The sequence below is a fragment of the Aquimarina aggregata genome (assembly GCF_001632745.1).
GTDB lineage: Bacteria > Bacteroidota > Bacteroidia > Flavobacteriales > Flavobacteriaceae > Aquimarina > Aquimarina aggregata.
In genome coordinates this window covers 16,712-42,616 of sequence record NZ_LQRT01000014.1, presented here as the reverse complement: position 1 = coordinate 42,616, position 25,905 = coordinate 16,712, and the positions used below count along the sequence as shown (strand labels likewise).

Here is a 25,905-nt window from a genome sequence, read left to right as displayed (position 1 = left end):
GTATCCGTCTGATTATTATCTAAATCTGTTAATTCATAAGTGATCGGTGTAGGATTACCCGTAAAAGCCGGCTCTGGATCAAAAGTAACAACTCCTGTACCCGGTGCATAGGTCCAATCCCCTTGACCAGGAACATTTAAACTTGTCTGAATACCTGCTGTTGAAAGATCTAAATCTATAGAAACATCACTTACTCCAGGAGTACTGCCATCTGCTAACTCATCATTAGTTAAAATTGAAATATCTGTATTTGAACCAATAACCGTAGCTATAGGATTTGTGTCATCATTGGCAACAGGTGGAGTTGGTGTATATTCTACGTTTATGGTGGCTACATTGGATACATTACCATCATCATCTCTTACTGTATAAGTGATGTCTGTTGGATTACCTGTAAATCCATCTTCTGGATCAAAATCTAATAATCCAGTTGTATCGTTGTAACTCCATGTTCCTTGTCCTGAAATAATAAACTCTACAACATCTCCATTAAGATCTGTAACTACTCCTGTCGCTCCTACTGGAGCAATAAGATTAACAGTAGCTGGATCAATTAATCCATCAGGGTCATTATCGTTTGTAGTTATGGTCAAACTGATAGTTGTTCCAACGGTATTTGCCAGGCTTTCATCATTATTGGCAATAGGTGGTTGCTGATATACAATAGTTATTAATGCTGTATCAGTCTGATTATTATCTAAATCCGTTAATTCATAAGTAATTGGCGTAGGGTTACCTGTAAAAGTAGGTTCTGGATCAAAAGTAACAACTCCTGTACCCAGTGTATAGGTCCAATCCCCTTGTCCAGGAACATTTAAAGTGTTCTGGATACCTGGACTCAATGGATCTAAATCCAAATCTACATTTACATCTGATGGATTTGGTGTATTACCATCTGCTAACTCATCATTATTAATTATATTAAGTACTGTATTATTATTAATTGGTGTTGGTGTTGGATTCGTATCATCATTGGCTATAGGTGGAGTAAATGTATATTCAATATTTACTGAGGCTATATTTGAAGTATTTCCACTATCATCTCTTACAGTATAGGTAATATCTGTAGGGTTTCCCGTAAATCCAGGTTCTGGAGAAAACAAAAGTTCTCCTGTATCATCATCGTATGACCATGATCCCTCTCCTGGTACTGTAAATGCAATAACATCACCATCAAGATCTGTTACAATACCTGTAGCACCAATAGAAGGGACTAAATTTACACTTTCAGGATCCAAAGTCCCGTCACTATCTGTATCATTATTAAGAATTATCACTGGAACAGGATTTCCTAATGTGTTTGCCAAATTCTCATCATCCATTGCAACAGGTGGATCATTTGGAGTGATTGTCACCGTAGCTTCATCTTGATCATCTTCTGCGGGTATATTATTATTTGGAGTTGAATCTGGATCAAATTCATTACTCCCTATAATTTGAGCAGAATTATTATAGGGTCCCGTTGCATTAACGGTTGCATTAAATGTAAGGTTTACAGTAGCTCCGTTTGGTACATTTATATTACTCCATGTAATAGATAAATTACCAGCATTATAAAGTCCTGAATTACTAACTGTACCCGGTACTAAACTATATCCTGTAGGAATAATATCAACCACCTCTACACCACTCGCATCAGAAGTCCCACTTGCTGTGTTATTAAAAATTGCCACGGTGAATGTAACCGTCTCTCCTATTTTAGCTGCTGCAGGTAAAACGGTCTTAGTCAATTCTAAATCTACAATAGGTGTTATTTGAATGTTAACTCGATCTGACCTAGGATCACATGTTCCATTAGTTATAGTCCATTCGAAAACATAAGTTCCTGCTATTGTTCCTGTAACTTGTGTTGTGGGATCTGTTGCATCAATAAAATTAGCAGTTGTTGGTCCAGAAACCTGTGACCATGTGCCCACTGCAGGTACTGGTGCCGCTGTAGCACCGAGTGTCACGGTAGTAAATTCGGGAACGCTTTGATCGGGACCGGCATTTGTTGTAATTGGATCAGATTGGATAACTACCTCCATTGTATCTGCAGATGTACATCCACCTCCTACTACAGTCCAAGTGAATTCAAAAGTACCAGGTACAAGATCAATAACTAAACTATTTGGATTATTAGGTGCTGCAATTGTTGGTCCTGCAGGCCCACTTGTTTGTGTCCAAGTACCTGTACCACTCGTTATATCTACCGCATCTAAAAAAGTCTGTGTATCATCACAAAGATCTTGATCCGGGCCTGCATCTGCTGGAGTTGGTGGTACTCCTGTAAAAGTAACTGTCACCGTATCTGATTGTGGGTCACAAGCTGAGGGAGGGGAAGGAAACGGTCCTCCATTAGAAACAGTCCATGTTAAAACATATATATCATCTAAACCATCATTCCCAATATCGTCAGGCACATTGGATAATGTGGTTTGTGGATTATTGGGACTATCTATAGTAATCACCCCTGAAGAGGGATCATCGCCTGGATTTGCAAAAGACCATACACCTATACCAACAGTTGGCGCCGTAGCGGCTAATTGTGCATCTTGTTGACAAGCATTTGTCTGATCAGGTCCTGCATCTATGGGAGTTGGAGCTTCAAAAACCTCGATACGCATTATATCTGCTTCATCCGAACAATTATCAATAGCAAAATTCCATTGTAATATATATTCCTGGCTCACTAAGGCCTGTAACTGTGGTATTATTTGCTCCTGGTGTCGTAATATTAGCAACGCTTGTTGCAGGTTCTGCAAGAAAACTCCATTCAGCTGTTAGTCCAACATCTCCAGGAGGTACACTACCTGCTAATGTAGCTGTTGTTGTATCTGCCTCACATAATACTTGATCTGCACCAGCTGTAGGAGGTACACTAGGACCCGAACTTACAGTTATTGTTACTTCGCTAGAGTTATTACAATTAGGCGGTCCCGTTGGATAATCCGTAGTAAATCTAAAAATATAGGTATTTCCCGGAACTACAGATGCGTTTGCTGTATTATTATTTGAGGGGGATTGGGTAATCGTAGAAACAGGAGCTCCATTTGCTACCTGTGTCCAAGTACCTGTAGTTCCTGATGTTGCCTCTAAAAGCACACTATTTACTTCACATAGATCTTGATCAGCACCTGCATTAGTAGGTGCAAATACATCTACATTAATAGTATCAGTAGATGTGGGACATAAAGGAGAACTACTTGTTACGGTCCAGTTAAAAACATATGTTCCTGTTGTTAAACCCGTAACAGTAATGTTTTCATTATTAGGATCATTAATTGTTGGTGTGTTAGGCCCAGATACAACCGACCAAACTCCAGATTCTGTAGCTGGATTAACTAATGCATCTGCAGTAATAGTAGTATTATTAGCTGCGCAAATCACCTGATCTCCTCCTTGTATATTAGCAGTTGTTGGTGGAATACCTATCTCTACCGTAACTTGATCTGCTGAGGTGGTTACTGGACAATCTCCAAAATCGATAACCCATTCAAAAACATACGTCCCATCCAGCAAATTGGAAAATGTTGCCGTTGGACTATTCTCATCATCCACACTAAATCTTCCTCCAGAAACTAACGTCCAGGTTCCTGTGCCTCCTGCAGGTGCAGGATCTGCATCCATATCAAAAGATAATAATACTGGGTCTAAGCATAAACTCTTATCTGTTCCTGCACTAACAGATGTATTTACATCTGCTATAACTATTTCTACATCATCTGCTGTGGTAGGACAGCTATTGGTAGGAGGTGCTGCATACCCTATTGTCCAAGTGAATGTATATACTCCATCAGAAGGAACGGTGGCAACAGCATCAAACTGCGTTGCATTTGGCGCAAAAGTAACTCCTGCACTAGGTGAAACTGTCCATAACCCTTCTTCATCTAGCGGATCAGGTGCATTACCTGATAATGAAACATTTGTTACTCCACCAGCTAAACATTGATCAACACCTGCATTAGCGGCAGTTGGCGATGCATCAGCATTTGTAGTTATATCTACGGTATCACTTGCGGGGGCTAATGTACAACCCGAATTATCTACAATATCTAAGGTCCATGTTAAAGTATATGTAGTGGATGCCAAAGAAAATCCAGTTGCTATGGCATTAGGATCATTTATATCTGAAAATGATATCCCCGGATCTGCTGCTGTCCAAACGCCAGTTTGCGCTGCGGTTCCCGGATCTGCTGCCAATTGTACTGGTGCGCCAACACATATATCTATTTGATCCACGCCTGCATTAACCGGGAAATTACTTACTGGAGATACTTCTATAGTAGTATCTGAAACAGAAGGAGGAGTACATGTGGGTCCCGCAGAAACAGTATATCTAAATATATAAGTCCCTGGTATCATACCAGAAATAGCGGTAGTTTGTGCATAAATGTCTGCAATAGTAGCAGTATTAGGTCCTGATACTTGAGTCCAAACAGACTGTTCTCCCAAAGCAACCGAACTACCTGCCAGAGTTCCATCAACCTGACCACAGAGAAAAGATTGAGAAGTACCAGCATTAGAACCACTAGGAGGAGCAGATATCGTAATATTTATTGCATCATTGGCTTCCCCACATGATGTTAATTGATCTCCAGTTCTTCTTCTTCTAAAATTTACACGATAAATACCCGGAACATCAAATACATCTATGGTTGCACTTGTTCCCGATTGGGTTTGATAATTAGTAGGAAAGGTGATTGCTGAATCATCAGGACCGCTTATAATACTATATTGTGTTTGATTACCATTCACAAAACTAAATGGTACGTCTATTGATGTTTCTCCACAGGTACCTACAATATCATTACCCGAATTTACAGTAATACTAATACTACCAGAATTATAGCGTACCCTGCCTGTATCAGTAGATGTACATCCTGTTACTGTATTAGTTATAGTATATCTAAATTGATATGAATTTGGATTAGATAGGCCAGTAACTTGAGTTGTACTGTTTGTAGGATTTACTATAGTAACTGCAGGACCAGAAATAAGCTCCCAAAGTACAGTTTCATTTGTAAAATCAGGTGTTGTTCCAACTAAAGTAACTTGTGTTGCTGTAGCATCGCATAAACGAATATTATCGTCGTCGATTGTTGCATCTGTCACATCTTGTGTAGCTTCTGGTACAATAATACTAACCGTATCGCTACCGCTTGCACATGGACCTACTACATCCCATCTAAAAGTATACGTTCCTTCAATTAAATTAGAAATTCCTGAGTTAGCATTATTGATGTTGGCTATTGAAGATGTTGGATCACTTGGACCACTTACAAAAGTCCATGTTCCTTGTTGACCATTAATATTATTACCACCAAAAGAAGCATTAAAATTAGTAGACTGGCTTACGGTATAACAATTCGATAAAGTGATATCATTTCCAGCACTTATGGGTAGTTCTCCCCCATAATTTGTAATAGTAATTTCATCAAAAGAAGAACAAGGGCTTACCCCCGAACCTGTGATTGTCCACCTTAATGTAGAAGTTCCTGCATTTGTATCTGGTAAAGTTATTGGTGTAGATGCCGACCCTGGTAAATTGATAGTTACATTTGCATTGTTTGCTCCCACTATCGACCATACACCTGTTTCTCCTGGACCAGGACTGTTACCACTAATAATAATTGATCCTGTACTATCTGGACATGAAGCAATATCACTACCAGCATCTGCAATCGTAATTGGGTTTACTGTTATGGCTACAGTTTGTGAGGGAGTATCCCCATTAGGGCATTCAGCAGAAAAAGCAAATTCATAGGTATTACCAGGAATAAAACCCGTAATAATAGGTTTATCTAAGGTCGGGTCACTTATAATGACGGTAGGTCCCGAAACTTGACTCCAAATTGGGCCACTAACATAAACAGCACTTGGGCTTGTACCATCCAGTTGCATTACATCATTGGCACAAATAGTTTGCGGCAACCCTGCATTTAAAGTACAACTTTGCGAAATTGCCGTACTAGTTGCTGATAAAAAAATCAATAAAAAAAGATAAAATCCTAATCTATCTTTAAAGAGAGGATGTAAAGGTAAACTAGAAATTTTATTTTTAGAAAATAAGTAAAATTTTGTCATAAAAATACAGTCAGATAACTTAGGTAAAGCTCCTTATTAAAAATTGATAAAAAATGTAAGTATTACCGAAGAACTACGATATCGTAAACCTTACAAAAACAGGGGTATGTTTTTCTGACGATGTTTGACTAAACAATTATGTTAAAAATAACATAACTCTAACAAACACACCTACGGTAAAACAATAAACCTTCTACGGCTAATAAATATATCGTCTATTTACTTAGTTTTTCACCTCTAAACGACTAAACGAAGCTAGGTTTTGTGACAAGGAAGGTTGAAAAAAAAGGCGAAAATAAACTTGCTAAAAACGATAAAACGTGTTTTTTTTCGATGAAAAGCACACTACTATATCATGAAGACTTTTATACCCTAGTACTATATTATTATAAAATCTTTTCATCAAAAAAAGTGAAACTTATCCAAATAAAAATGCATCAGTTATACAACAGATGCATCTTTTAGGTATTCTCATATTTTAAGAAATGTAATTCTTTTAATTGATATTAAACCTTTTTATTAGAGGAGCTTTATTTATTAAGTTACTGACTAATAATGACATATTATAATATCTTTATTACACTAATATACAATTCAGGTCAACAATTATATTATTAGTTCTTCTTTTATTTTTATCAATGTTCAATCAACAGATAGCTCTTAACTCTTCATACATTGGATCTTCTTCAATCATTTCTAGTAGCTGTTTTTTAACTAAAAACTTTTTCTTTCTGGTATAAGCTTCTGTATATCCAGTAAGTACTGATATTTCTTTCATTGATTTGCCCTCAAAAAAAAGATGTAGTAACTTTCTATTATCATTACTTAATTTCTGAAAATGTTTTCTATATAGATGTTCTCTATCATTATTTTCTATATCAGCTACTATAGTATCGTTATCTCCTTCTTCTAAATGTCTTTGATTTTCATAAAGTATTTCATTATTTTCCATAATCAACCTTTTCTTTTTCCTTAGCCGGTTTCTCCATAGGTTTTTACAAATTCCGTAAAAATAGGTTTTTAGTGGTACATGAATTTCTAATAAACCTGATTTCATTTTTTGAAATAATACCACTAAAGCATCTTGAAAAACATCTTCTACATCTTCTGTATTGCCATAATTGCGCAAGATATACCCTTGAACATATCGTATATTTTCCCTATAAAAACGAGTTAATATCTTTTCATTTCCATCAATGATTCCAGTTAGGATAATTTGATCACTATGCTTCATTATAGTTGGTTTGTATCTCTTCCTGATTAAGAATAAATTTATCGTCTCCTAACACTCATTTTCTATCGCGGTACAAACATAAATCGACTAACATAAATGTCCTTACAGATTTCTGTATTTTGGATTCTTTTTTAAAAAAAACTAAATTTTTTCTTAAAAAAAAACCAATACAATAATCTTTCAGATATGTTTTATCCAAATACATTTTTATAAGGTGTATGGTATAAATACGTGTATTAAAATGCTATAACAGCCCTAGATCCTTTACAATTGCAACTAAATGTGTAGTGTTTTTAGCTTTAAAATTGTCAAAAAGTCTACTTACTCTTTTATCTATTGAGCTTTCTCCGTTAGGTGTAATGTTTTGTTCTATTAATTTTAACCGAATTTCTTTTTTGGTATATCCATAAGATAATTCTTCTAAAAGTAACATATCCAAATCGTCAAGATGAATCATACTACCAGAATCTGGATTATTACTCAACTCTGGCGGTACTATTTTTTGATTTTGATATACGCCATTAACACAGGATATTAGCTCTTTAATAGCATTTTGACCTTTGCAGACATACCCATTAATATGATATTTTTCGAAGAGCATATTAATTTTATCAGGTCGGTTTTCTTGAGAATAAACAATCACTTTAATATCAGGTTGTATACTCCTAATATCTTGTATAAGTTCAATACCCGAAGTTCTTGTTTGTACTTTATGGTCTTGTTTAAAGGAAAGATCTGTAATTAACAATTCGAAAGCATCGTTATCATTATAAGCTTTTCGAAATTTAAGGTAGGCATCATCACAATACTTGGCTTCTTGAATATTATGAATTCCAATTTGATCGTTTAGTATCCTTATAATTCCTTGATTGGCAATTTCATAGTCTTCTGCAACCAATACTTTAGTAAACATTTTTCTAGCGTTTTAATTAGGGATTTTAATTTCAGCTTTGAAACCTTTATCTTTTTCGGATTCAAAGATAAGTGTTCCTTGTATAGCTTGAATACGCTTTTCTGTATTTCGGAGTCCATTTTTAGATTGAAGATGTTCTTTGGTAACTCCGACTCCATTATCAGAATACTTGATACGTAATATGTTATCGATATTAGAAAAAATTAAAACCACCAACTTGGCTTTACTGTGTTTTTGCATATTGGTCATCAATTCTTGAAGTACTCTATACACTGTTATTTTGATGGGTTTACTTATGTGATCCCAATCTATTCTATCCAAACCTCTGGCCATTAATTGTATCCCATTTTGAGTATAATTATGAAGCATATTGTTTAATTCTTCAGAGAATGTCTCATCTGTTTCAAACTCATTGTTTTCTCTGGAAATGTCTCTTGCTTTAAGATATGAGGTATTCAGTTTTTCTTTAATTTGGGGATCGTGAGGATCATTTTGGTATTGCAGCATTACTTGAAAAATATCATTTCCTAGTTCGTCATGTAAACGTTTAGAAATGCGTGTTTCTGTCTCATAACTGGCCTGAAACTGCACCATTTTATTTTGTTGTGCCAAATGTTGTGTACGCTGTCTAAAAAAGTAAATAGCAAAGCCTATCCCAGATAATAAAAGCAACATCCCTAAAAGATAGATTGTGTTTTGATTTTGAACCTCTATAATTTGTTGTTCTTTTTGATCCGTTTCGAAACGTATTCTAGCGAATTTATCTCTAAAAACACGTTCTTCCCTTATTAAACTATCATTCAGTGTAATATATTTATCAGTATAACCTAAGCCTTCATTATTATAATTTATATTTGATAATATTAAATATGACTTTAAGAGTTCTTGATTATTATTTAATTCTAAAGATACCGTTTCCGATCTTTTTGCATATTTTCTGGCTATGCTATCTTCATTAATAGATTCATAATACTCCGCTAGACGTAATGTATTGGTAATTATACCTTTCTTATCTCCAATACTATCTCTAATATTTAACGTTTTAATAAAAACCTCTGGAATATTTTCCATTTTGTTAGATAAAAAATTTGCGTATCCTAAATTATCCAATAATCCTGCATAACGTGCTGGGTTCAAACTTAAAAATTCTTTAAATTCTAAAGCCTTATTAAAATAATCTTTAGCTTTATCATACTCTTTTATTGTTATATATATGACACCAATGTTGTTATAAGAATGAATAGTTTGAGATATTTCCTTATCTGTATTTTTGGCAAACTTGATAGCTTCTCTATGATAATTAATGGCTTGATCGTACTGTTCAAAGTATCTAGCTATGAAACCTAAATTAGTGTAAGATATAGGTAAATATTTTAGGTTTCCTGCCTTATGAAAATGTTCTATTGCCTTTATAGTTGTTGCTTCACTTTCTATATAATGCCTTGTTCTTTGTAGAATTCTTGCTATATCTAATAAAACTTTTCCATGATTAAAAGTAAGGTTCTCGGTATCATACTCTTCTTTATTTAAAGTAGAATAAATTTTTTCAGCTTCATAAAATTTTTGATATGCTATATCTAATTTTGATGATCTGTAATAAATCCCTAAGTTCTGATAAGACTTTGCTATATTTATAGAATCCTTAAAATAGATCGCTTCTTTCAAAGCTTTTTCATTCATTTCTCTATAACTAATAAAATCCTTCAAAGAATAATAGACATACGAAATCTGAAATATTTTTTCTATTTTCTTTTTACTACTTGATAATTCGTTACATATTGATAATGCTTCTTGTAGATGTTGTTTAATTTCTTTATTTGATTTTTTTTTACTTTTAGCTATATTAATATTACTTTGAATTGAATTTAACTTTAATTCTTCAGTTTTTATAAGTCCATTTTCTGAATTACAACCTAAAGTTGAGAGGATAATTAATAAGATAAAGATTTTCAAAAAATCAATCAACATTTTTTTGCTCTAAAATAATCAAATTAAGTAAAAAAGAGGTTGCCATAAAAAAAATAGATAGCTAACCTCTTTATAAAAAAAATATTGTTTATTAATTTTCTCCTGGATTGGTTTCATCACTTGTTTGACCATCCTCAGTCAAAAAAGCCTCTACTTCAACTTCTTCGATGCCAACCTCTTCATTTAGAGGAGGAGCTTCACAAGAGATAAGGTTGATTCCTAATAGAACGGCTAGTAATACATATTTTAGAGTTTTCATAATTGATTGTTTGTTTTTTTTGTTTTCCTAAATTTGGGGTACGCCCATAGGATTAAACCCCAGTTAGATATGCGATACACATCCTACTCCTATGGGAAATAATTGATCGTTTTGGGAAAGTAAATCCTGTACAGTCGCCCTACCCTACTTTCCCCTTTTCGGATAATAGCGCACTGTTATTGGATTTTTTTGGTGGATCAGCTTTTAATATTTTCTATTGGAATTCTAGTCTATACTCAAGCATTCATCTAGAATAAATGTTTGAGGACTATACGCATTTATAGCTGTATCATTTTTCAAGAGAATGGGCTCTTAAATCATGAAAGTAACCTATAAAGGCAAATCAATGTTGAAAATATTGGTTAGTTGATAACTACGATGACTCAAAAAGTGCCATCTTTGTTAGAGTACTTAAAATTTTATGTAAATCTCTTTAATAAAGGCTTATGAAATAAAAGCTTTATTACAAGTACTATAACTTTTACGTATAGTTTCATGAGAGTATTCACACAGGGATAAAAGTGCTCTTTTCTTTTTTTTGACACCATGTATTATGGATATCATTTTTGGAAGAGGGTTAACAACCGAAGTATGCAACCCAACTCCAAGGATGCTTCCGAATGCATCGGCCAACAGGTGCTTTTTAGCTTCCTGATCCTTGTTATAAAATTGATGATACTTCATTGTTAATTTTGTTAGTTGTTTGTTACTTATTAATTAAATGTTATACAAATCTCTTAGGGTTCTACGCATTCTTTTTACGCAGTTGAAAAAAAGAGATGATAAATTGTTTTATTATTATGATATAAAGATGAATATTTTTCTTGAAATTAACAAATAATTTTGAATTTATTTTACTGAAAATCAAGTAGTTAAAAACAAATAAAACAAAAGAATTCCTGTTCGTTTTTTCACGAATTCTGGACATTTTGTAATCATTTATGTCTCAGATATTTACTCCCCAAAAATTATACTACTTTTTATGTATTTACTCATTTGTATTCAGTCTAATTAAAATCATTAAAAAAGGCGTCCAATTTCTTGGACGCCTTTTAGGTATATCTTGTTCTTTTAAATATAATCATTTAAAAAATTGATGATAACTAATATACGTCCCTCTTCGAATGGATATTTTTATTACCCATCGAGTATCACACTGATTTAACAGGAATCTCGGTTCGATATGTGTTTTATTTTGTTTCATATATATCTATATAATGTAAGGAATTTTTTATTAATTTCCAAATTAATTCACCAGTCCATAATTACAAATATCCTATGATACTTTTTTCTTTGATTTTTTAGAAGATGTCTTAGAAGTTTTATGCTTCTTTTTATTGGGCATCTTTTCTTTTATTCTTGTCTTTTCTTCTTTTAAATCGTTAATAAATTGATTGTTGTAGGCATTTTGTTTTGCCATTTTCAGGAACTCAAGTGCGCTTTTATACTTCTTCTTCTGTTCAAAAAGAATTGCTTTTTTTAAATATAAAACGGCTTTATCTGTACCTTTTACTGTTAATGCAAAATCAATTAATTTATCTGCTTCCTCATAATCTTCATTCCATAATAATACATCTATATATTTTGGATAAACCTCTAAAGCATACAAATCCACACTTAATGCTTGTTGATAATACTCTTTTGCTGTTTCATAGTTTTTTAAGCTTTCTGCATATATCTGCCCCATTAAGCATAACGCAATCGGATTCTTGTCATCATAAGACAATGCATAATTTAAACACTCTACAGCTTCTTCTAAACTATATGGATATGCATCTAATGCCTGAAATAAATACTTATCTAATAAATTGTTCATCTTCTTATTCTTTTTATGACTTAAAGTCACATGTATACTATTCTTTTAAAAACTTAATTTTATTCTTACCCATATATTACGATTATATGTAATATATCATTTATCAAGTTTGATATTAGGTTTCAGAAATTTTTAAGCATAAATAAAAAAATCCGAAACTTTAGTTAGGCTTCGGACTTCTTTTCATATATAATGAAACTTATTTACAAGTGAAGTCCCGAAGCATACCCAAAAAAAGACCTTGTCCTTTTGGAGTAATCGTATATAATTTTATAAAAGTCATAATACTTCGGTTATTAAAGGTTTATTTTTTGGCAACTCTCGAACTGCGGTGCAAATATGAATCTAGTTTTTGAATTACACAAATAAAAAACAAAATTATTTTACTGATAATCAAACACTTATATTAAAAAAAAGTCACTACAATCCCTATCCGTATTTTTACGAATATATTCTAAATCTATAATCAACTGTTACTCTTAAACTTATCTCTCAAATGGTATTTGATTAGATACAAGTAGTTTTCTAAAAAAAGATCATAAAAAAAGCGCCCAATTTCTTGGACGCTTCTGATTTTATATCTTGTTCTAGTTCTGCTACCTATAATCGTGATTTAAAAACAGCTCTTCAGCGTCCTTTTTATGTGTTAAAAATAATATCATAGGTTTAAAACTTGTTTTTTATCCTTAATTAAGATGCAAATATGACACAATTATCCTATTTGTACCAAATTTATTTTTGAAAATTGATTCCTTTTCATTTTGTATGACTTAAAGAACTAAATTTTCTTTCTTATTTAGAATATTACAATGAGATATTAAACGAAACTTTCTTTAAATCGTTCAAAATGACATGTATACCCATTAGGGATTCTAACAAGGTAATCTTGGTGCTCTGGTTCTGCAGGCCAAAAAACTGTAAATGGTTCTAAAGTAGTGACGATAGTTCCTTCCCATTTGTTAGAATCATCAACAATCTTGATTACTGCTTCTGCTATTTCTTTTTCTTCTTCATTTTGAATAAAAATAGCTGAACGATAACTTGACCCTCTATCATTTCCTTGTTGATCGATCGTAGTCGGATTATGAATCCTAAAAAAGTAATCTAATATTTGTTTAAAAGAAGTTTCATCAGGATTATATGTTAACTCTATACCTTCAGCATGTCCTGGATGATTTCGATACGTAGGAAATTCGTTTTCACCTCCAATATACCCAACCTCGGTATCTACTATACCTGGACGTACTCTAAAAAGGTCTTCCATTCCCCAAAAACATCCACCTGCTATATATGCTTTTTTAGTGCTCATATTTCAAATATTTATATTGTTATTTACTTCTTATTGAATTGTGAAATGACCTCCATATTTTCTAAAAAATGAATGACTTTTTCTTCTGGCATCTCACAGGGTTTTAGCATTTCTTTTGAAATTGTTCGGTAATAGTTAAGGCTAATAAAATTGTTCCCTCCTAACTCTTCACCATATATTTTTAAGGAATTACTATTGTTAAAACTCGATTTGGTAATTCCGTATCTTTTACCATCAAACATTGCTTCAGAATACCCTTCTGGTAATAAATGAATTATTTTATAAACAAGTTTTCTTGCCATTCTAGACCCTTTTATACTTTCATATAGTCGTAGAAACTTTTATAATCTAACTTTAAAATATCAGGAACTACAAGACAGCATAGAACACCCAACTTTATGTCTTGCCCATTCGGGTCTTTTTGCAAACCATTTTTGATGTGATATCTGCTCATCGTAAGGTTTTTTAAGGAGATCGAATAATTCATTAATCACTGTGTAGTCTCCTTTTTCTGCCGCATCGATTGCCAATTGAGACATATAGTTGCGAAGCACATATTTAGGATTCACGGTATTCATTTGATTAGCTCGTTCTTTATCATTTAAATTTTCCTTTTTAAGACGAGTTTGATACTTTAAAAACCATTCGGTCCACTCTTTTTTAATGCTCTCTTTTATTTCATCAGGATTATAAAAGGCTTCTTTTATACAATCAATACCTTCTAGTGATTGATTGGACTTAAATTGTGAGAGTAACCTAAAGAAAATAGTCATATCAGTTTCAGAAAGTTGTAGTACATTTTCTAGTGCTTCGATTAAGAGTTTATCGTTTTCATCATTTTCTATAAGCCCAAGTTTTGACTTCATCATTTCAAAATAGGCTATTTCAACATCATTTTGATATGCATTCAAAATAGTTTCGAGAATTTCAACAGATTCGATTAATGGATATATCGCATTAGCAAGTTTTATTAAGTTCCATAGTACAACTTGTGGTTGTGTGCCATATCTATATCGTTTATGTGCATTATCTGTAGTATTAGGAGTCCAGTTATGATCATATCCTTCTAACCAGCCATATGGACCATAATCTATTGTTAATCCCAAAATTGACATATTATCTGTATTCATCACCCCATGAACAAATCCTACACGTTGCCAATGAATTACCATATCCATACTTTTTGCAACCACTTCTTTAAAAAAAGCAATATATACATCTCTAGAGGGTGAGCCCAGATAACTATAATGATGAGTAATCGTATAATCCACTAAAGTCTTAAGCGTAGGTATATCTTGATGTGCTGCAAACATTTCGTAATTACCAAAACGTAAAAAAGATGCTGCTAAGCGGCAAACGATTGCTCCCTTTTCATATTCAGGATTTCCATCATATAAGACATCTCTTAATACCATATCACCTGTAAGTACTAAAGATAAAGCTCTTGTGGTAGGTACTCCCAGATGATACATTGCTTCACTACATAAATATTCTCTAATAGAAGATCTTAATACAGCTAATCCGTCTGCCGTTCGAGAATACGGGGTTTCTCCCGCACCTTTTAACTGTAATGTCCAGTATTTATTATTATGTGCTATCTCTGTGAGATTTATTGCTCTACCATCTCCCAGTTGTCCGGCCCAATTACCAAATTGATGACCAGCATAACACATAGAATATGGTTTTGTATTTGGTAATATTTTAGCACCAGAAAATACTTCTAAAAAATAATCTGATTGCTCATTTCCTTTTAATCCGATAGCCTCTAACATTTCTGGAGAAGTATGAACTAAAGACGGTTGAGATGGTGTTCTTGGTGTTACATAAGAAAAGCATGCCTCTCTAACCTGTCTGCGTGTATTTGTTAAAACAGGGTCTGCAGGTAATTCTTTTGTAAAACGATTATTTATATTAAGTTTTAATGTCAAAATCTACTTTTTTAATAATACAAATTTAAGCTTTATAAAAGTCTCCTTGACATATCATGTGTTTACATTTTTAATCCTATCCATAGCAGCAACAATCTTTATTTTTTCTTAAAGCAAAGAAGTAACTACTTAATTTAGAGTCCTTTAAACTGTTCTCGATAGTTTTTAGGAGACATTTTTTTAAATTTATTGAATTGTCGATGAAAAAAAGAAAGGTTATTAAATCCAGAATTGTAGCCTATCTCCGATACAGATAGGTCCGTTTCAATCAATAATTTACTAGCCAAGGTTATTTTGTATTCATTTACATAATTAGAAAAAGTCTTATCAAATGTTTTTTTAAAGAATCTGCAAATGCCTTCTTTACTTAATGCCAGTTTATTCGAAAGTTCTTCTAAAGAATGTTTATTATGAATATTATCCTTGATATAATTATTAATTACGTTAACACGATAACTTTCTTTAGTAGAAAGATCCTTACCAAAACCAGGACCAGCTAGTAATTGAGTAGTTGATTTCGTAGCTAAAACGTGAAGAATATTTAAAAAACTAACTAACTGCTTAAAAGGAGGCTCATCGATAATAGAAATGAATAAATTTTCTATAGAAATCGCAGTTTGATAGTCAAAATAAAGTCCTTGAGAGGATTTCTCTAACATAGATTTTATTTCCGTAAATTCAGGTTTATCCAGCCAGCCCTGAAGAAGTTTTTCATCCCATTGTATAATAACACACTTAACATATTCATTTTTAGAATCTATTGTTTTCCAAGAATGTGGAACATTTTTTCCTACTAAAACTAAATCTCCCCTTTCAAAAGAATGCATAGAATCTCCAACATAACGTATACCTGTACTTTGAATCATATAGGTAAGTTCGTACTGTGGATGAAAATGCCACTGTGCTTTAAATTCTTTGTCTTCAAAAACCTTTATCTTTAAAGAACTATTCGGCGAGGTTGTAATTTCTTTTAATTGGGCCTTCATAAATACTACTACTTTTACCCTATAAATATATTAAATACTAAATAATCCTACTTAAAAAACCATAAAAAGTCAATATAGTACACAAAAAGTACAATATGCTGTATCATTTTGCTTAATAATTAAATGATCTTTGATAAAATAAAATTTGTAATACTATATATGGATGATTTGGCAATAAGAGATGTAAAACTTTTTAAAGCATCTTCTGAACTTAAAAAACCTATTTCGGACGCTACACATACATTAACAGAAATCTCATTTATAGTAATGAGAATTCAGTTAGAAAATGGAGTTATCGGAGAATCCTATTTGTTATCATTTCAATATTCTCCTAATGCTATTATTGGAGCGTTAAAAGATGTAATTTCTGTAATAAAAGGTTATAAAGCGAACGAAACCGGAGTAGTTCATCAAAAGTTAGAGAATTTATTCGAGTATTTCGGTAATCAAGGATTGCTAAGATGGTCTCAAGCAGCTGTAAACATAGCAATGTGGGATGCTTGGGGAAAAACACTTGGTGAGCCTATTCATAAAATATTAGGCGTTACTAAAAACAAAGTAAGTATCTACGGAAGTGGTGGTTGGATCTCCTACTCTATTGATGAACTCATTGAAGAGGTTACAGGTTATGCTAATCGAGGCTTCAAAGCTGTTAAGATTAAAGTAGGTTCTCCAAAAGTAGCAACAGATTTAGAAAGACTTAAAAAAGTAAGAGAGGCAGTTGGCGATAAAGTAGATATAATGATGGATGCCAATCAAGGAATGGATTTACCTTCAGCTATTAAACTTTCTAATAGTGCTAAAGATTTAAATATAAATTGGTTTGAAGAACCTGTAAATCATCAGGATTTTCAATCCTATCAAATCTTAAAAAATCAAACAGGAATTTCACTAGCTATGGGAGAAAGAGAGTTTGATACCCTACCACTTCGAGAATTAGTAACCAGAAATGCGTTGGATATTTGGCAGCCAGATATTTTACGCATCGGAGGTGTCGAGGCTTGGAGAGAAAGTGCTGCATTAGCAGATAGTTTTCATCTTCCTGTATTACCTCACTATTATAAAGATTATGATGTACCCTTGCTTTGTACTATTCCAAACGGAGTTGGTGCAGAATCTTTTGATTGGGTAGATCCTCTTATAGACAATCCAATGAAGGTACAAAACGGGTATGCGCAACCTCATAATTTACCAGGTTGGGGTTTTAACTTTATCGATGATAGACTAACGGAAATAAAATAATATGGGATTATCTGTTTTTTCGCTACAAGGCAAACTAGCACTTATTACAGGTGGTGGCACAGGCATTGGATTTGGTATTGCAAAAGCAATTGTAGAAGCCGGAGGTAAGGTTGTTATCACTGGCCGAAGAGAACAAATTCTTAAACAAGCAATTGATGAATTAGGAAAAGGTAATTTTTATAGAGTAAATGATATCACGAATAAAGCTGCTCTTCCTGAATTAGTACTTGATATTGAATCTACAATTGGTCCCATAGATATTTTGGTAAACAATGCTGGTATACATCATAAAGCAATGGCACAAGATACTACAGACGAAGATTTTGAAAGAATTTTACAAACAAATGTAATGTCTGTTTTTGCCTTAACACGTGAATGTGCTAAATATATGTTAGCTCGAAAACAAGGAGCTATCATTATGATAGGTTCTATGGCTGGTTTATTTGGAATAGATAAAGTAATCGCATACGGAACTTCTAAAACGGCACTTACCGGAATGGTAAATGCATTAGTTACAGAATATTCTAAAGATAATGTTCGTGTAAATGCTATTGCACCAGGTTGGATTGAGTCTAATATGTTCTTAAATGCAATTAATAAAGACGAAAAGAGAAAAGAGCAAATTGTAAACCGTATTGCTATGGATGACTTTGGTCAAACTAGTGATATTGGTAATGCTGCTGTTTTTTTAAGTTCTGAAGCTGCACGATATATCACAGGAGTCGTACTGCCAGTTGATGGTGGAGCTACTGTAAATTTTTAATCTATGAAGAAACCATCCTATATCGATAATCATGAACTAAGCGAAGCTTTTAATAATGAAAGCAGATTAGTATACGGTACTTCTGGATTAGGAGGTGTATGGGGGAAAGTAGATGCTACAGAATCTGTAGAAGCCCTTTTATATGCCTTTGAAAATGGAATTTCTGTATTAGATACGGCACCATCATATGCTAATTCAGAATTGTATGTTGGTGAAGCTTTAAGACAATGGAAAGGGAAGAAGCCATTTGTAAGTACAAAAATCGGAAGATTAAAAGGAGCTGATGCATTCGAAGTAAAGTTGGATTATTCTCAAGAAGGGATGAGAAGAAGTCTGGAGAATAGTCTTAAAACATTAGGATTGGAGACCATAGATTTATTATTTCTTCATGAACCTCAGTTAGTTCCTGAACATGAGATCGAATCAACAATCCAAGCTTTATTAAGTTTTAAATCTCAAGGATTGGTTAAAATGTTGGGAGTTGGAGGAAACCCTAATGCTACATTTATGCCGTATGTTAAGAAAGAATATTTTGATGTAGTTTCTGGCTTTTTAAAAATGGATGCTTGCAATTTATCTGTATTTAACGAAGAAATTCAACATTATCAAAATGAAGGAATCGCATATTATGCAGCTTCTGCCCTACATTTTTCACTTCTTGGAAATCGGTATAACAAATATTTAAAAGAAGGGGTTGATGATGTTTGGATTACTCATAAAGATATGGAGAATGCAAAAAAAGTGAAAGCCATTGCAGATAAATACGATATGCCACTGGCAACAATGGCACAACGCTATTTATTTTCTATTAAAGAAGCAGATAGAGTGGTAATGGGAGCAAGAACTTTAAAACAAATTCAATCTACTATATCAGATTGGAAGTTAGGTAAATTACCAATAGATATATTCAAGGAAGTTACTAATACTATTTCAGAAAAATAATATGGAAGTAATTCGTTTAAAAGCGCCTGGTGTTTGGGAAAAATATAAAACACAAAAGCCAACTGAGACTTTAGAGCCACATGAGGTTTTGGTTAAGGTTAACAAGATTGGTGTATGTGGTACAGATTTACATGCGTTTAAAGGAAAGCAACCTTTTTTTGAATATCCAAGAGTTCTGGGACATGAATTAGCTGTAAAAGTAATAGCTACAGGAGAACATGTAAGCAACGTAAAAGTTAATGACAATTGTTCTTTAGAGCCTTATTATAATGAAGAAATTGGTCAGGCCGTAAGAAGAGGGAAAACTAATTGCGGAGAACATCTGCGTGTACTGGGTGTGCATGTTGATGGTGGTATGCAAGAGTACCTAAAAATACCTGCCAAATTCCTTCATCCCTCTGATACGTTATCGAATGACCAATTAGCCCTAATTGAGCCTTTAGCTATTGGATGTCATGCAATAGATAGAGCTAGAATACAACACGATGATATAGTATTAGTAATTGGTGCAGGACCTATTGGATTAGGCACTATTCAATTTGCGCAGCTTACAGGAGCAAGAGTACTCGTTATGGATATTGATACCCATAAACTGAATAAAGCTAAAGAAATTACTGGTATCCATGATACAATTTTAGTATCTGATCATATCGAAAAAGATATCATGCAAATACTGAACGGTGACCTGCCTACAGTAGTACTAGATGCAACGGGAAATCCTACATCAATGTTGAATACATTTAAGTATGTGGCAGCAGGAGGAACTATTGTATTTATTGGGCTTTTTCAAGGAGATGTTGTTTTTAATGATCCTTATTTTCATAAAAAAGAACTAACACTTATGGCCAGCAGAGCGGCTCTAAGTTCTGATTTTAGCAGAATCATTCGATTAATTGAAGCCGGAAAAATCAATCCCGAAACATACATAACACATAGAATCAAATTTGAAGAGGTTCCCGAAACCTTCGAAAAGCTTTATGAATACGGTGGAGATTTAGTAAAAGCTATAATAGAGTTTTAAAAATCAATATAATCATGAATATTACTATCATAGATCTATCCATTATTGCGATTTACCTTATAGGAATCGTGATCGTAGGTATATGGGCTGGAGGAGGTTTTAAAAAACAGTCTTCTAATAATTATTTTTTGGCTGGTAGATCCCTTGGATGGGGTGTTGTAGGGGCCTCTCTTTTTGCCTCAAACATATCAACTGTTCACATCGTTGGTTTTGCAGAGTCTGGGTTTACATCCGGGTTATCAGATGGGATTTTTGAATGGATGGCGATTCCTTGTTTAGTTTTTCTTGGAGCATTTATTGCCCCTTTCTATTTTCGAAATAAAATTGCTACCATTCCAGAGTATTTTGAAAGGAGATTTGATGGAGTTTCGAGAACTTTTATGGTGGTTTTTGCTATTCTTACCGCATTACTAATTCATATAGGGATAAGTTTATATGCCGGAGCAACTATTATGAAAGAGTTTTTTGGTTTAGATCAACTTTGGGGTGTATTATTAATCTCATTTTTAACTGCATTATATACAATTTTAGGAGGGTTAAAAGCCGTAGCGGTTACAGAGTCTATTCAGTCCGTAATGCTATTGGGAGGTAGTATTTTAATTACTGTATTTGGATTAATGATGTTACCAGAGGTTGGTATTACAGATTTTGAAATATTTAAATCAAAAATTAATCCCGGTAGTTTATCTATGTTAAGATCAGATGCAACAGTGGCACAAACTGGAGGAATCCCTTGGTACGCGGTCTTTTTGGGATACCCGGTTTTAGGAATCTGGTATTGGTTTACCGATCAGACTATCGTACAAAGAGCTCTTGGATCAAAGTCAGAAAATGATTCACGCATTGGTCCAATGTTTACTGCAATACTTAAGCTTGCTCCTGTATTCTTCATGTTATTACCTGGTCTATTAGCTTTTGTGCTTTTTAAAGACGAAATAAATACTGCCGGTACAGGACAAACATTTTCAATTTTAGTATCTAAATTACTACCTGTAGGATTAGTTGGTTTAGTGATTGCATCATTGTTAGCCGCGTTAATGAGTTCGGTTGCAGCAGCACTTAATAGTTCTTCAACTTTAGTTTCTATAGATATTATAAAAAGACTTAAACCAGAAACATCAGATGAAAAATTAGTAACTATAGGTAAAATTACTGCTTTTGTAGTCATGATTATTGCAATTTTGTTTTCTCTTATTGCGGGATCAAAAGGAGGATCCATAATTACAATTGTAAATTCAATTGGTTCTAGTATTGCTCCATCTATTTCAGCAGTATTTATTCTTGGTTATTTTTGGAAAAGAGGAACAAAAGAAGCTGCTAAAATTACTTTTGCCATAGGCCTTGTTATAGGTATATTAATGTTTACATTAGATTTTCCAGATGAAAATGGCACTAAATTAATTACCGATACTTGGGGAGTTATTTTTATGATGCAAGCATGGTGGGCTTTCGTAATCTGTTGCATCCTATTTGTTTCAGTAAGCTTATTAACTCCAGAACCTACCACACAACAAAAGGCACTAACTTTTTCTGCTAGTGCGTACCTAGACAAAATCAAATCAGCCACAGACTATAGAATCATTGGGATTATAATTATGGTTGTTTTAGTTGTACTATGGAGTATCATCGAATTTTTAGCGTAATAAAATTAAAAGTCTATGAAATATATAATAAAAATAATTCTGTTCACCCCCTTTCTTTTGATAACACTAACTGGATGCTCGAATAATAAAAAAGATGAGAATCAGATAAGAAGATTTGCATTTGCTGTCCCATCAGAAACAGTACCAGATAATAGCAATATAAAAGACACCGAGTTATCTATACAAGTTTTTAAAATTAAAGAAAAAGCCTTCTTAGTTATAGATGCTCCTTCTGATTATGATTACTCTAAAACTTTAGCGCTTTTAAAAAGTAAAGGCATTGATAATATACTAACGAGTACCTCGCCTTTAAAGCGAATCTATAAAATGGACCAACAAAAAGAGTATACTTCCTCTGAAGGACAACTAATAAATACTCAAACAGATACTAAAAGATATGTACTTACTCTTGAAATAGTTAATGATAAGAAATTAAGAGACGAATATATCCAAGTACACGGAATTGGAAAAGCCTGGCCAGAAATCACGAATAACATGAAACAAATGGGGATTAAGGATATGGAGCTTTATTTAGATGGGTATCAAGCGTACTTGATTATGGATACAAGAAAAGATTTTGACATGGCTAAAGATGGAGAAAAATGGAGCAAACTACCTCGAGAATCAGAATGGCAAGAATACGTAGCTAAATTTCAAAAAGTAGACCCACAAAGCAAAGCTACCGAAAAGTGGCAAACTATGATTTTGCAAAAATAAAAAGCTTTTTTTAAGATATTATGAAACAAATATTTAGCATAACCTTGGTTTGCATATCACTTATTGGATATAGTCAAAAAAAACAGGATACCTATGAACCAACTTGGACTTCATTGCAACGACATGAAATACCACAATGGTTAAAAGATGCCAAATTTGGAATATACACTCATTTTTCTTTAGAAAGTATGAGATACATCAAAGGCAATGAAAACAAATATCAGCATGAGATGATCAGCGATTTTAAGTTTGAAAATTTTGATGCTGTTGAATGGGCCGAACTTTTTAAGAAATCAGGAGCCAAATTTGCAGGGCCAGTTTCATGGCACGGAAGCGGGATGGTACATTGGGATAGCGACCTAACTAAATTAGATGTCGTGGATATGGGACCTAAAAAGGACATATCTGCATTATTAAAAAAAGAAATCATAAAACGCAATATGAAATTCATCATGTCTTTTCATTCCGGATATTGGTATCGTGCTGCTATCGACAGAGATAATCCTGGTAGAAAAGATCCAAACTTTTATGAATTGTACGGACCACCTCATGATGAGGATGTAACAGACGCCATACCCTGGAAAAATCATATTGAAAAACAATCCAGATATACAGAAGAACATTTAGATCTTTGGTTATCGAAAATGAAAGAAGCGGTTACAAAATACAGTCCAGATATTTCTTGGGTTGATGTTTCTTTTGGAGGTACTGTTCGAGCACATAATATAAACTCCTTTAAAAACGGAAAAGTTGTCTCTAAAGAGATCTATTTTAATGGTGTTAATGAAAGTAGACAAAGAGAATATATCAGTCATTATTTTAACACAGCACTTAAAAACAATCAAGAAGTAGCATTTGTTTATAAAGAACATGATGTTCCCCCCGGTATTGGAATGCGAAATTTTGAAAATGGACTCATTGATGAATTGACATATGATACCTGGATGACCGATATTGATATCTGTCAACCCGTTAGTTGGTGGTATCAGGAAGGAATGGGAATTAAAGATGCTAATCTGATAATTGACATATTAGTAGATGTTACATCAAAAAATGGAATTCTTTTATTAAACGTTCCTCCGAAACCTGATGGTGCTTTTGCAGATTTTATAAAAAAAGAACTATATGAAATTGGAGATTGGTTACAAATCAATGGTGAAGCGATTTATGAAACCATGCCTTGGTCTGTATACGGAGAAGGGCCTTCATTTTTACCCAATACAGGTCATTATTCAGAAAAGAAAACTAATGCATCTTATACATCCAAAGACTTTCGGTTCACCCAAAAAGACAATACACTATATGCTATTTGCCTAGGGATACCTAAAGGAGAGGTTACTATTAATTCATTAGGATCTTACGGTAGATTATATGCAAATGATATACTTTCTATAGAATTATTGGGTAGTGATGCAAAGTTAAAATACCAACAAAACAAACATAACTTAAAAATTGAAATGCCCGCTAACTTTAAAGGTAAGCATGCTTGTGTCTTCAAAATTCAAAGAAAATCATAATCACGGTTTTGATAAAAGTTCAAAAAATGAAAAAATTAATTTACATATTATTTATTATTGGTTTAGTAGCTTGTCAATCAAAAAATAATGCTAAAATCGAAACAAAAACAGAAGATCAAACTGCTAAAGAGGAAAAATTTGAATTTAAAGAAAATTGGGAAAGTTTAAGTAATTATGAAATCCCGCAATGGATGAAAGATATTAAATTTGGAATTTTCATTCATTGGGGACCAAATTCGGTTGCCGAATTACATACAGATTGGTATCCGCGTTGGATGTATTTGGATAATGGGATTATGAATCCACAAACTGGTGAAATCACAAAAAACAAACCACACCCTGCAGTAGCCTATCACAAAGAAAAGTTCGGAGATCAAAAAACATTTGGATATAAAGACATTATTCCAATGTGGACCATGGAAAATTTTAATGCAGAAGATTGGGTTAATTTATTTAAAAAATCAGGGGCTCAATATGTAGTTCCCGTAGCAGAACATCACGACGGTTATGCTTTATATGAGTCCAGTATAACCAAATACAACTCAGTTAATATGGGGCCTAAAAAAGATGTTTTTAAAGAATTAACAGATGAGATTAAAAGGCAAGGTTTGATTTATGGAGCAAGTTCTCATTTGGCTTTTAATTGGAACTTTTACAATCAACAAGAATATTTTGACACAGGTAATCCTGAATTTTCAGATATTTATGCCCCTCCTCATAAACCTGATGAGCCGGCTAGTGCAGAGTGGCTAGCAAACTTTTGGTGGCCTCGAACTAAAGAAATTATTGATAAATATCAACCCGATATTCTTTGGTTTGATTTTTTCTTAGATCGACCAGAATTTGCCCCATATCATAAAAAACTAGCAGCATACTATTACAACTCTGGTTTAAAAAGAGGAAAAAAGGTAGTACTTCAAACTAAAAATTATAAATATGAATCTTACCCTATCGGTACTCATATGCTAGATCTGGAACGTAGCAAGTTAGATTCTATTCGTCCAGAATATTGGCAAACAGATACTTCTATAGGAAAAAATTCTTGGTACTACGCCAAAAACTGGATTCCAAAATCATCCGGAGAGCTAATCGCAGACTTAGTAGATATTGTAAGTAAAAATGGATGTTTACTACTAAATATAGGTCCACGAAAAGACGGTATTATTCCTGACGATCAACAAAAAACATTATTAGAAATTGGGAAATGGTTAGATCTAAATGGTGAAGCAATCTATAGTTCTAAACATTGGAAGACTTACGGAGAAGGTCCTACTAAAACAGAATTGGGGCACCTTTCTGAAAGTAAGAATAAAAATTTTACTCAGGAAGATATTCGTTTTACGACCAATAAAGGAAATCTTTATGCCTTTATACTAATCCCTCCTACTGAAAACATTAAAATCAGAACGTTAAATACTTCTAACATTAATATTGAATCAATACAACTTTTAGGGTATAAGGGAAAAATAGCATTTACACAAACTAGTAAACACTTAGAAATTCAATTTCCTAAAGGAACTAATTTAGAACACACTTGGGTTTTTAAAATCAAACCACAAGAAAAACTATAATTTGATTTTC

The 25,905-nt window shown here is 33.2% G+C and carries 20 protein-coding genes; 8 read left to right on the top strand and 12 right to left on the bottom strand.

The genetic code is table 11. The annotated features are described in order from the left end of the window. From AWE51_RS14700 to AWE51_RS14650, 12 genes are all read right to left on the bottom strand, one after another. A partial coding sequence (locus AWE51_RS14700) for a PKD domain-containing protein (RefSeq protein WP_157766109.1) occupies nucleotides 1-2,672 on the bottom strand: 2,672 nt, incomplete at its 3' end. After that, nucleotides 2,632-6,066: a PKD domain-containing protein gene (locus tag AWE51_RS14695; protein ID WP_066314739.1), complete on the bottom strand. Its 3,435-nt coding sequence runs from the start codon at nucleotides 6,064-6,066 to the stop codon at nucleotides 2,632-2,634. The genes AWE51_RS14700 and AWE51_RS14695, both read right to left, overlap by 41 nt. A 646-nt stretch (nucleotides 6,067-6,712) precedes the next feature. Continuing rightward, the gene (locus tag AWE51_RS14690) at nucleotides 6,713-7,300 is read right to left on the bottom strand and encodes an RNA polymerase sigma factor (protein WP_066314737.1); all 588 of its coding nucleotides are present in this window, start codon (nucleotides 7,298-7,300) and stop codon (nucleotides 6,713-6,715) included. Between the two features lie 244 nt (nucleotides 7,301-7,544). Then, on the bottom strand, nucleotides 7,545-8,213 hold the full coding sequence (locus AWE51_RS14685) for a response regulator (protein ID WP_066314735.1): 669 nt from the start codon (nucleotides 8,211-8,213) through the stop codon (nucleotides 7,545-7,547). A gap of 12 nt (nucleotides 8,214-8,225) precedes the next feature. Beyond that, nucleotides 8,226-10,166 carry a tetratricopeptide repeat-containing sensor histidine kinase gene (locus tag AWE51_RS14680; protein ID WP_157766108.1) on the bottom strand — a complete coding sequence of 647 codons (1,941 nt, stop codon included), beginning with the start codon at nucleotides 10,164-10,166 and terminating at the stop codon, nucleotides 8,226-8,228. Between the two features lie 106 nt (nucleotides 10,167-10,272). Next, on the bottom strand, nucleotides 10,273-10,440 hold the full coding sequence (locus tag AWE51_RS26520; protein ID WP_157766107.1) for a hypothetical protein: 168 nt from the start codon (nucleotides 10,438-10,440) through the stop codon (nucleotides 10,273-10,275). A 444-nt stretch (nucleotides 10,441-10,884) separates the two neighbouring features. Continuing rightward, the gene (locus tag AWE51_RS14675) at nucleotides 10,885-11,124 is read right to left on the bottom strand and encodes a hypothetical protein (RefSeq protein ID WP_066314725.1); all 240 of its coding nucleotides are present in this window, start codon (nucleotides 11,122-11,124) and stop codon (nucleotides 10,885-10,887) included. Nucleotides 11,125-11,716: 592 nt separating this feature from the next. After that, nucleotides 11,717-12,256 (bottom strand): tetratricopeptide repeat protein, encoded by a 540-nt coding sequence (locus AWE51_RS14670; protein WP_066314723.1) that lies wholly within the window; start codon nucleotides 12,254-12,256, stop codon nucleotides 11,717-11,719. An 817-nt stretch (nucleotides 12,257-13,073) separates the two neighbouring features. Beyond that, the gene (gene msrA, locus AWE51_RS14665) at nucleotides 13,074-13,565 is read right to left on the bottom strand and encodes a peptide-methionine (S)-S-oxide reductase MsrA (protein ID WP_066314721.1); all 492 of its coding nucleotides are present in this window, start codon (nucleotides 13,563-13,565) and stop codon (nucleotides 13,074-13,076) included. 23 nt (nucleotides 13,566-13,588) lie between these two features. Further along, entirely contained in the window at nucleotides 13,589-13,867 is a 279-nt protein-coding gene (locus AWE51_RS14660) for a peptide methionine sulfoxide reductase (RefSeq protein WP_066314719.1), read from the bottom strand. 60 nt (nucleotides 13,868-13,927) lie between these two features. Continuing rightward, nucleotides 13,928-15,496 (bottom strand): protein adenylyltransferase SelO, encoded by a 1,569-nt coding sequence (locus tag AWE51_RS14655; RefSeq protein WP_082832454.1) that lies wholly within the window; start codon nucleotides 15,494-15,496, stop codon nucleotides 13,928-13,930. Nucleotides 15,497-15,627: 131 nt separating this feature from the next. Next, complete coding sequence (locus AWE51_RS14650) at nucleotides 15,628-16,479, bottom strand: AraC family transcriptional regulator (RefSeq protein WP_066314715.1); 852 nt, start codon at nucleotides 16,477-16,479, stop codon at nucleotides 15,628-15,630. Between the two features lie 159 nt (nucleotides 16,480-16,638). Between AWE51_RS14650 and AWE51_RS14645 the strand changes: the two genes are divergently transcribed. From AWE51_RS14645 to AWE51_RS14610, 8 genes are read left to right on the top strand one after another with little or no spacing between them, the layout of a single operon-like run. Then, nucleotides 16,639-17,721 (top strand): mandelate racemase/muconate lactonizing enzyme family protein, encoded by a 1,083-nt coding sequence (locus AWE51_RS14645; RefSeq protein ID WP_066314714.1) that lies wholly within the window; start codon nucleotides 16,639-16,641, stop codon nucleotides 17,719-17,721. Between the two features lies 1 nt (nucleotide 17,722). Continuing rightward, a complete protein-coding gene (locus AWE51_RS14640) occupies nucleotides 17,723-18,484 on the top strand; it encodes an SDR family NAD(P)-dependent oxidoreductase (RefSeq protein WP_066314712.1) in 762 nt (253 codons plus the stop codon). 3 nt (nucleotides 18,485-18,487) lie between these two features. Next, on the top strand, nucleotides 18,488-19,426 hold the full coding sequence (locus tag AWE51_RS14635; RefSeq protein ID WP_066314706.1) for an aldo/keto reductase: 939 nt from the start codon (nucleotides 18,488-18,490) through the stop codon (nucleotides 19,424-19,426). A 1-nt stretch (nucleotide 19,427) separates the two neighbouring features. Further along, nucleotides 19,428-20,447, top strand: a complete 1,020-nt coding sequence (locus AWE51_RS14630; protein WP_066314705.1) for a zinc-binding alcohol dehydrogenase family protein — start codon at nucleotides 19,428-19,430, stop codon at nucleotides 20,445-20,447. Between the two features lie 14 nt (nucleotides 20,448-20,461). Further along, nucleotides 20,462-22,090, top strand: a complete 1,629-nt coding sequence (locus AWE51_RS14625; RefSeq protein WP_066314704.1) for a sodium:solute symporter family transporter — start codon at nucleotides 20,462-20,464, stop codon at nucleotides 22,088-22,090. A 15-nt stretch (nucleotides 22,091-22,105) separates the two neighbouring features. Continuing rightward, complete coding sequence (locus AWE51_RS26160) at nucleotides 22,106-22,807, top strand: L-rhamnose mutarotase (protein WP_082832453.1); 702 nt, start codon at nucleotides 22,106-22,108, stop codon at nucleotides 22,805-22,807. Nucleotides 22,808-22,827: 20 nt separating this feature from the next. Beyond that, entirely contained in the window at nucleotides 22,828-24,324 is a 1,497-nt protein-coding gene (locus AWE51_RS14615) for an alpha-L-fucosidase (RefSeq protein ID WP_066314702.1), read from the top strand. Nucleotides 24,325-24,350: 26 nt separating this feature from the next. Beyond that, nucleotides 24,351-25,895, top strand: coding sequence for an alpha-L-fucosidase (locus tag AWE51_RS14610; RefSeq protein WP_066314700.1), 1,545 nt, complete (start codon nucleotides 24,351-24,353; stop codon nucleotides 25,893-25,895). Nucleotides 25,896-25,905 lie beyond the last annotated feature (10 nt).

Coding starts and splice junctions, on each gene's coding strand:
- AWE51_RS14660 (WP_066314719.1), bottom strand. CDS start 13,867: ATGGCAAGAAAACTTGTTTATAAAATAATTCATTTATTACCAGAAGGG.
- AWE51_RS26160 (WP_082832453.1), top strand. CDS start 22,106: ATGAAATATATAATAAAAATAATTCTGTTCACCCCCTTTCTTTTGATA.
- AWE51_RS14630 (WP_066314705.1), top strand. CDS start 19,428: ATGGAAGTAATTCGTTTAAAAGCGCCTGGTGTTTGGGAAAAATATAAA.
- AWE51_RS14650 (WP_066314715.1), bottom strand. CDS start 16,479: ATGAAGGCCCAATTAAAAGAAATTACAACCTCGCCGAATAGTTCTTTA.
- AWE51_RS14610 (WP_066314700.1), top strand. CDS start 24,351: ATGAAAAAATTAATTTACATATTATTTATTATTGGTTTAGTAGCTTGT.
- AWE51_RS14645 (WP_066314714.1), top strand. CDS start 16,639: ATGGATGATTTGGCAATAAGAGATGTAAAACTTTTTAAAGCATCTTCT.
- AWE51_RS26520 (WP_157766107.1), bottom strand. CDS start 10,440: ATGAAAACTCTAAAATATGTATTACTAGCCGTTCTATTAGGAATCAAC.
- AWE51_RS14675 (WP_066314725.1), bottom strand. CDS start 11,124: ATGAAGTATCATCAATTTTATAACAAGGATCAGGAAGCTAAAAAGCAC.
- AWE51_RS14625 (WP_066314704.1), top strand. CDS start 20,462: ATGAATATTACTATCATAGATCTATCCATTATTGCGATTTACCTTATA.
- AWE51_RS14685 (WP_066314735.1), bottom strand. CDS start 8,213: ATGTTTACTAAAGTATTGGTTGCAGAAGACTATGAAATTGCCAATCAA.
- AWE51_RS14615 (WP_066314702.1), top strand. CDS start 22,828: ATGAAACAAATATTTAGCATAACCTTGGTTTGCATATCACTTATTGGA.
- AWE51_RS14635 (WP_066314706.1), top strand. CDS start 18,488: ATGAAGAAACCATCCTATATCGATAATCATGAACTAAGCGAAGCTTTT.
- msrA (WP_066314721.1), bottom strand. CDS start 13,565: ATGAGCACTAAAAAAGCATATATAGCAGGTGGATGTTTTTGGGGAATG.
- AWE51_RS14690 (WP_066314737.1), bottom strand. CDS start 7,300: ATGAAGCATAGTGATCAAATTATCCTAACTGGAATCATTGATGGAAAT.
- AWE51_RS14640 (WP_066314712.1), top strand. CDS start 17,723: ATGGGATTATCTGTTTTTTCGCTACAAGGCAAACTAGCACTTATTACA.
- AWE51_RS14695 (WP_066314739.1), bottom strand. CDS start 6,066: ATGACAAAATTTTACTTATTTTCTAAAAATAAAATTTCTAGTTTACCT.
- AWE51_RS14670 (WP_066314723.1), bottom strand. CDS start 12,256: ATGAACAATTTATTAGATAAGTATTTATTTCAGGCATTAGATGCATAT.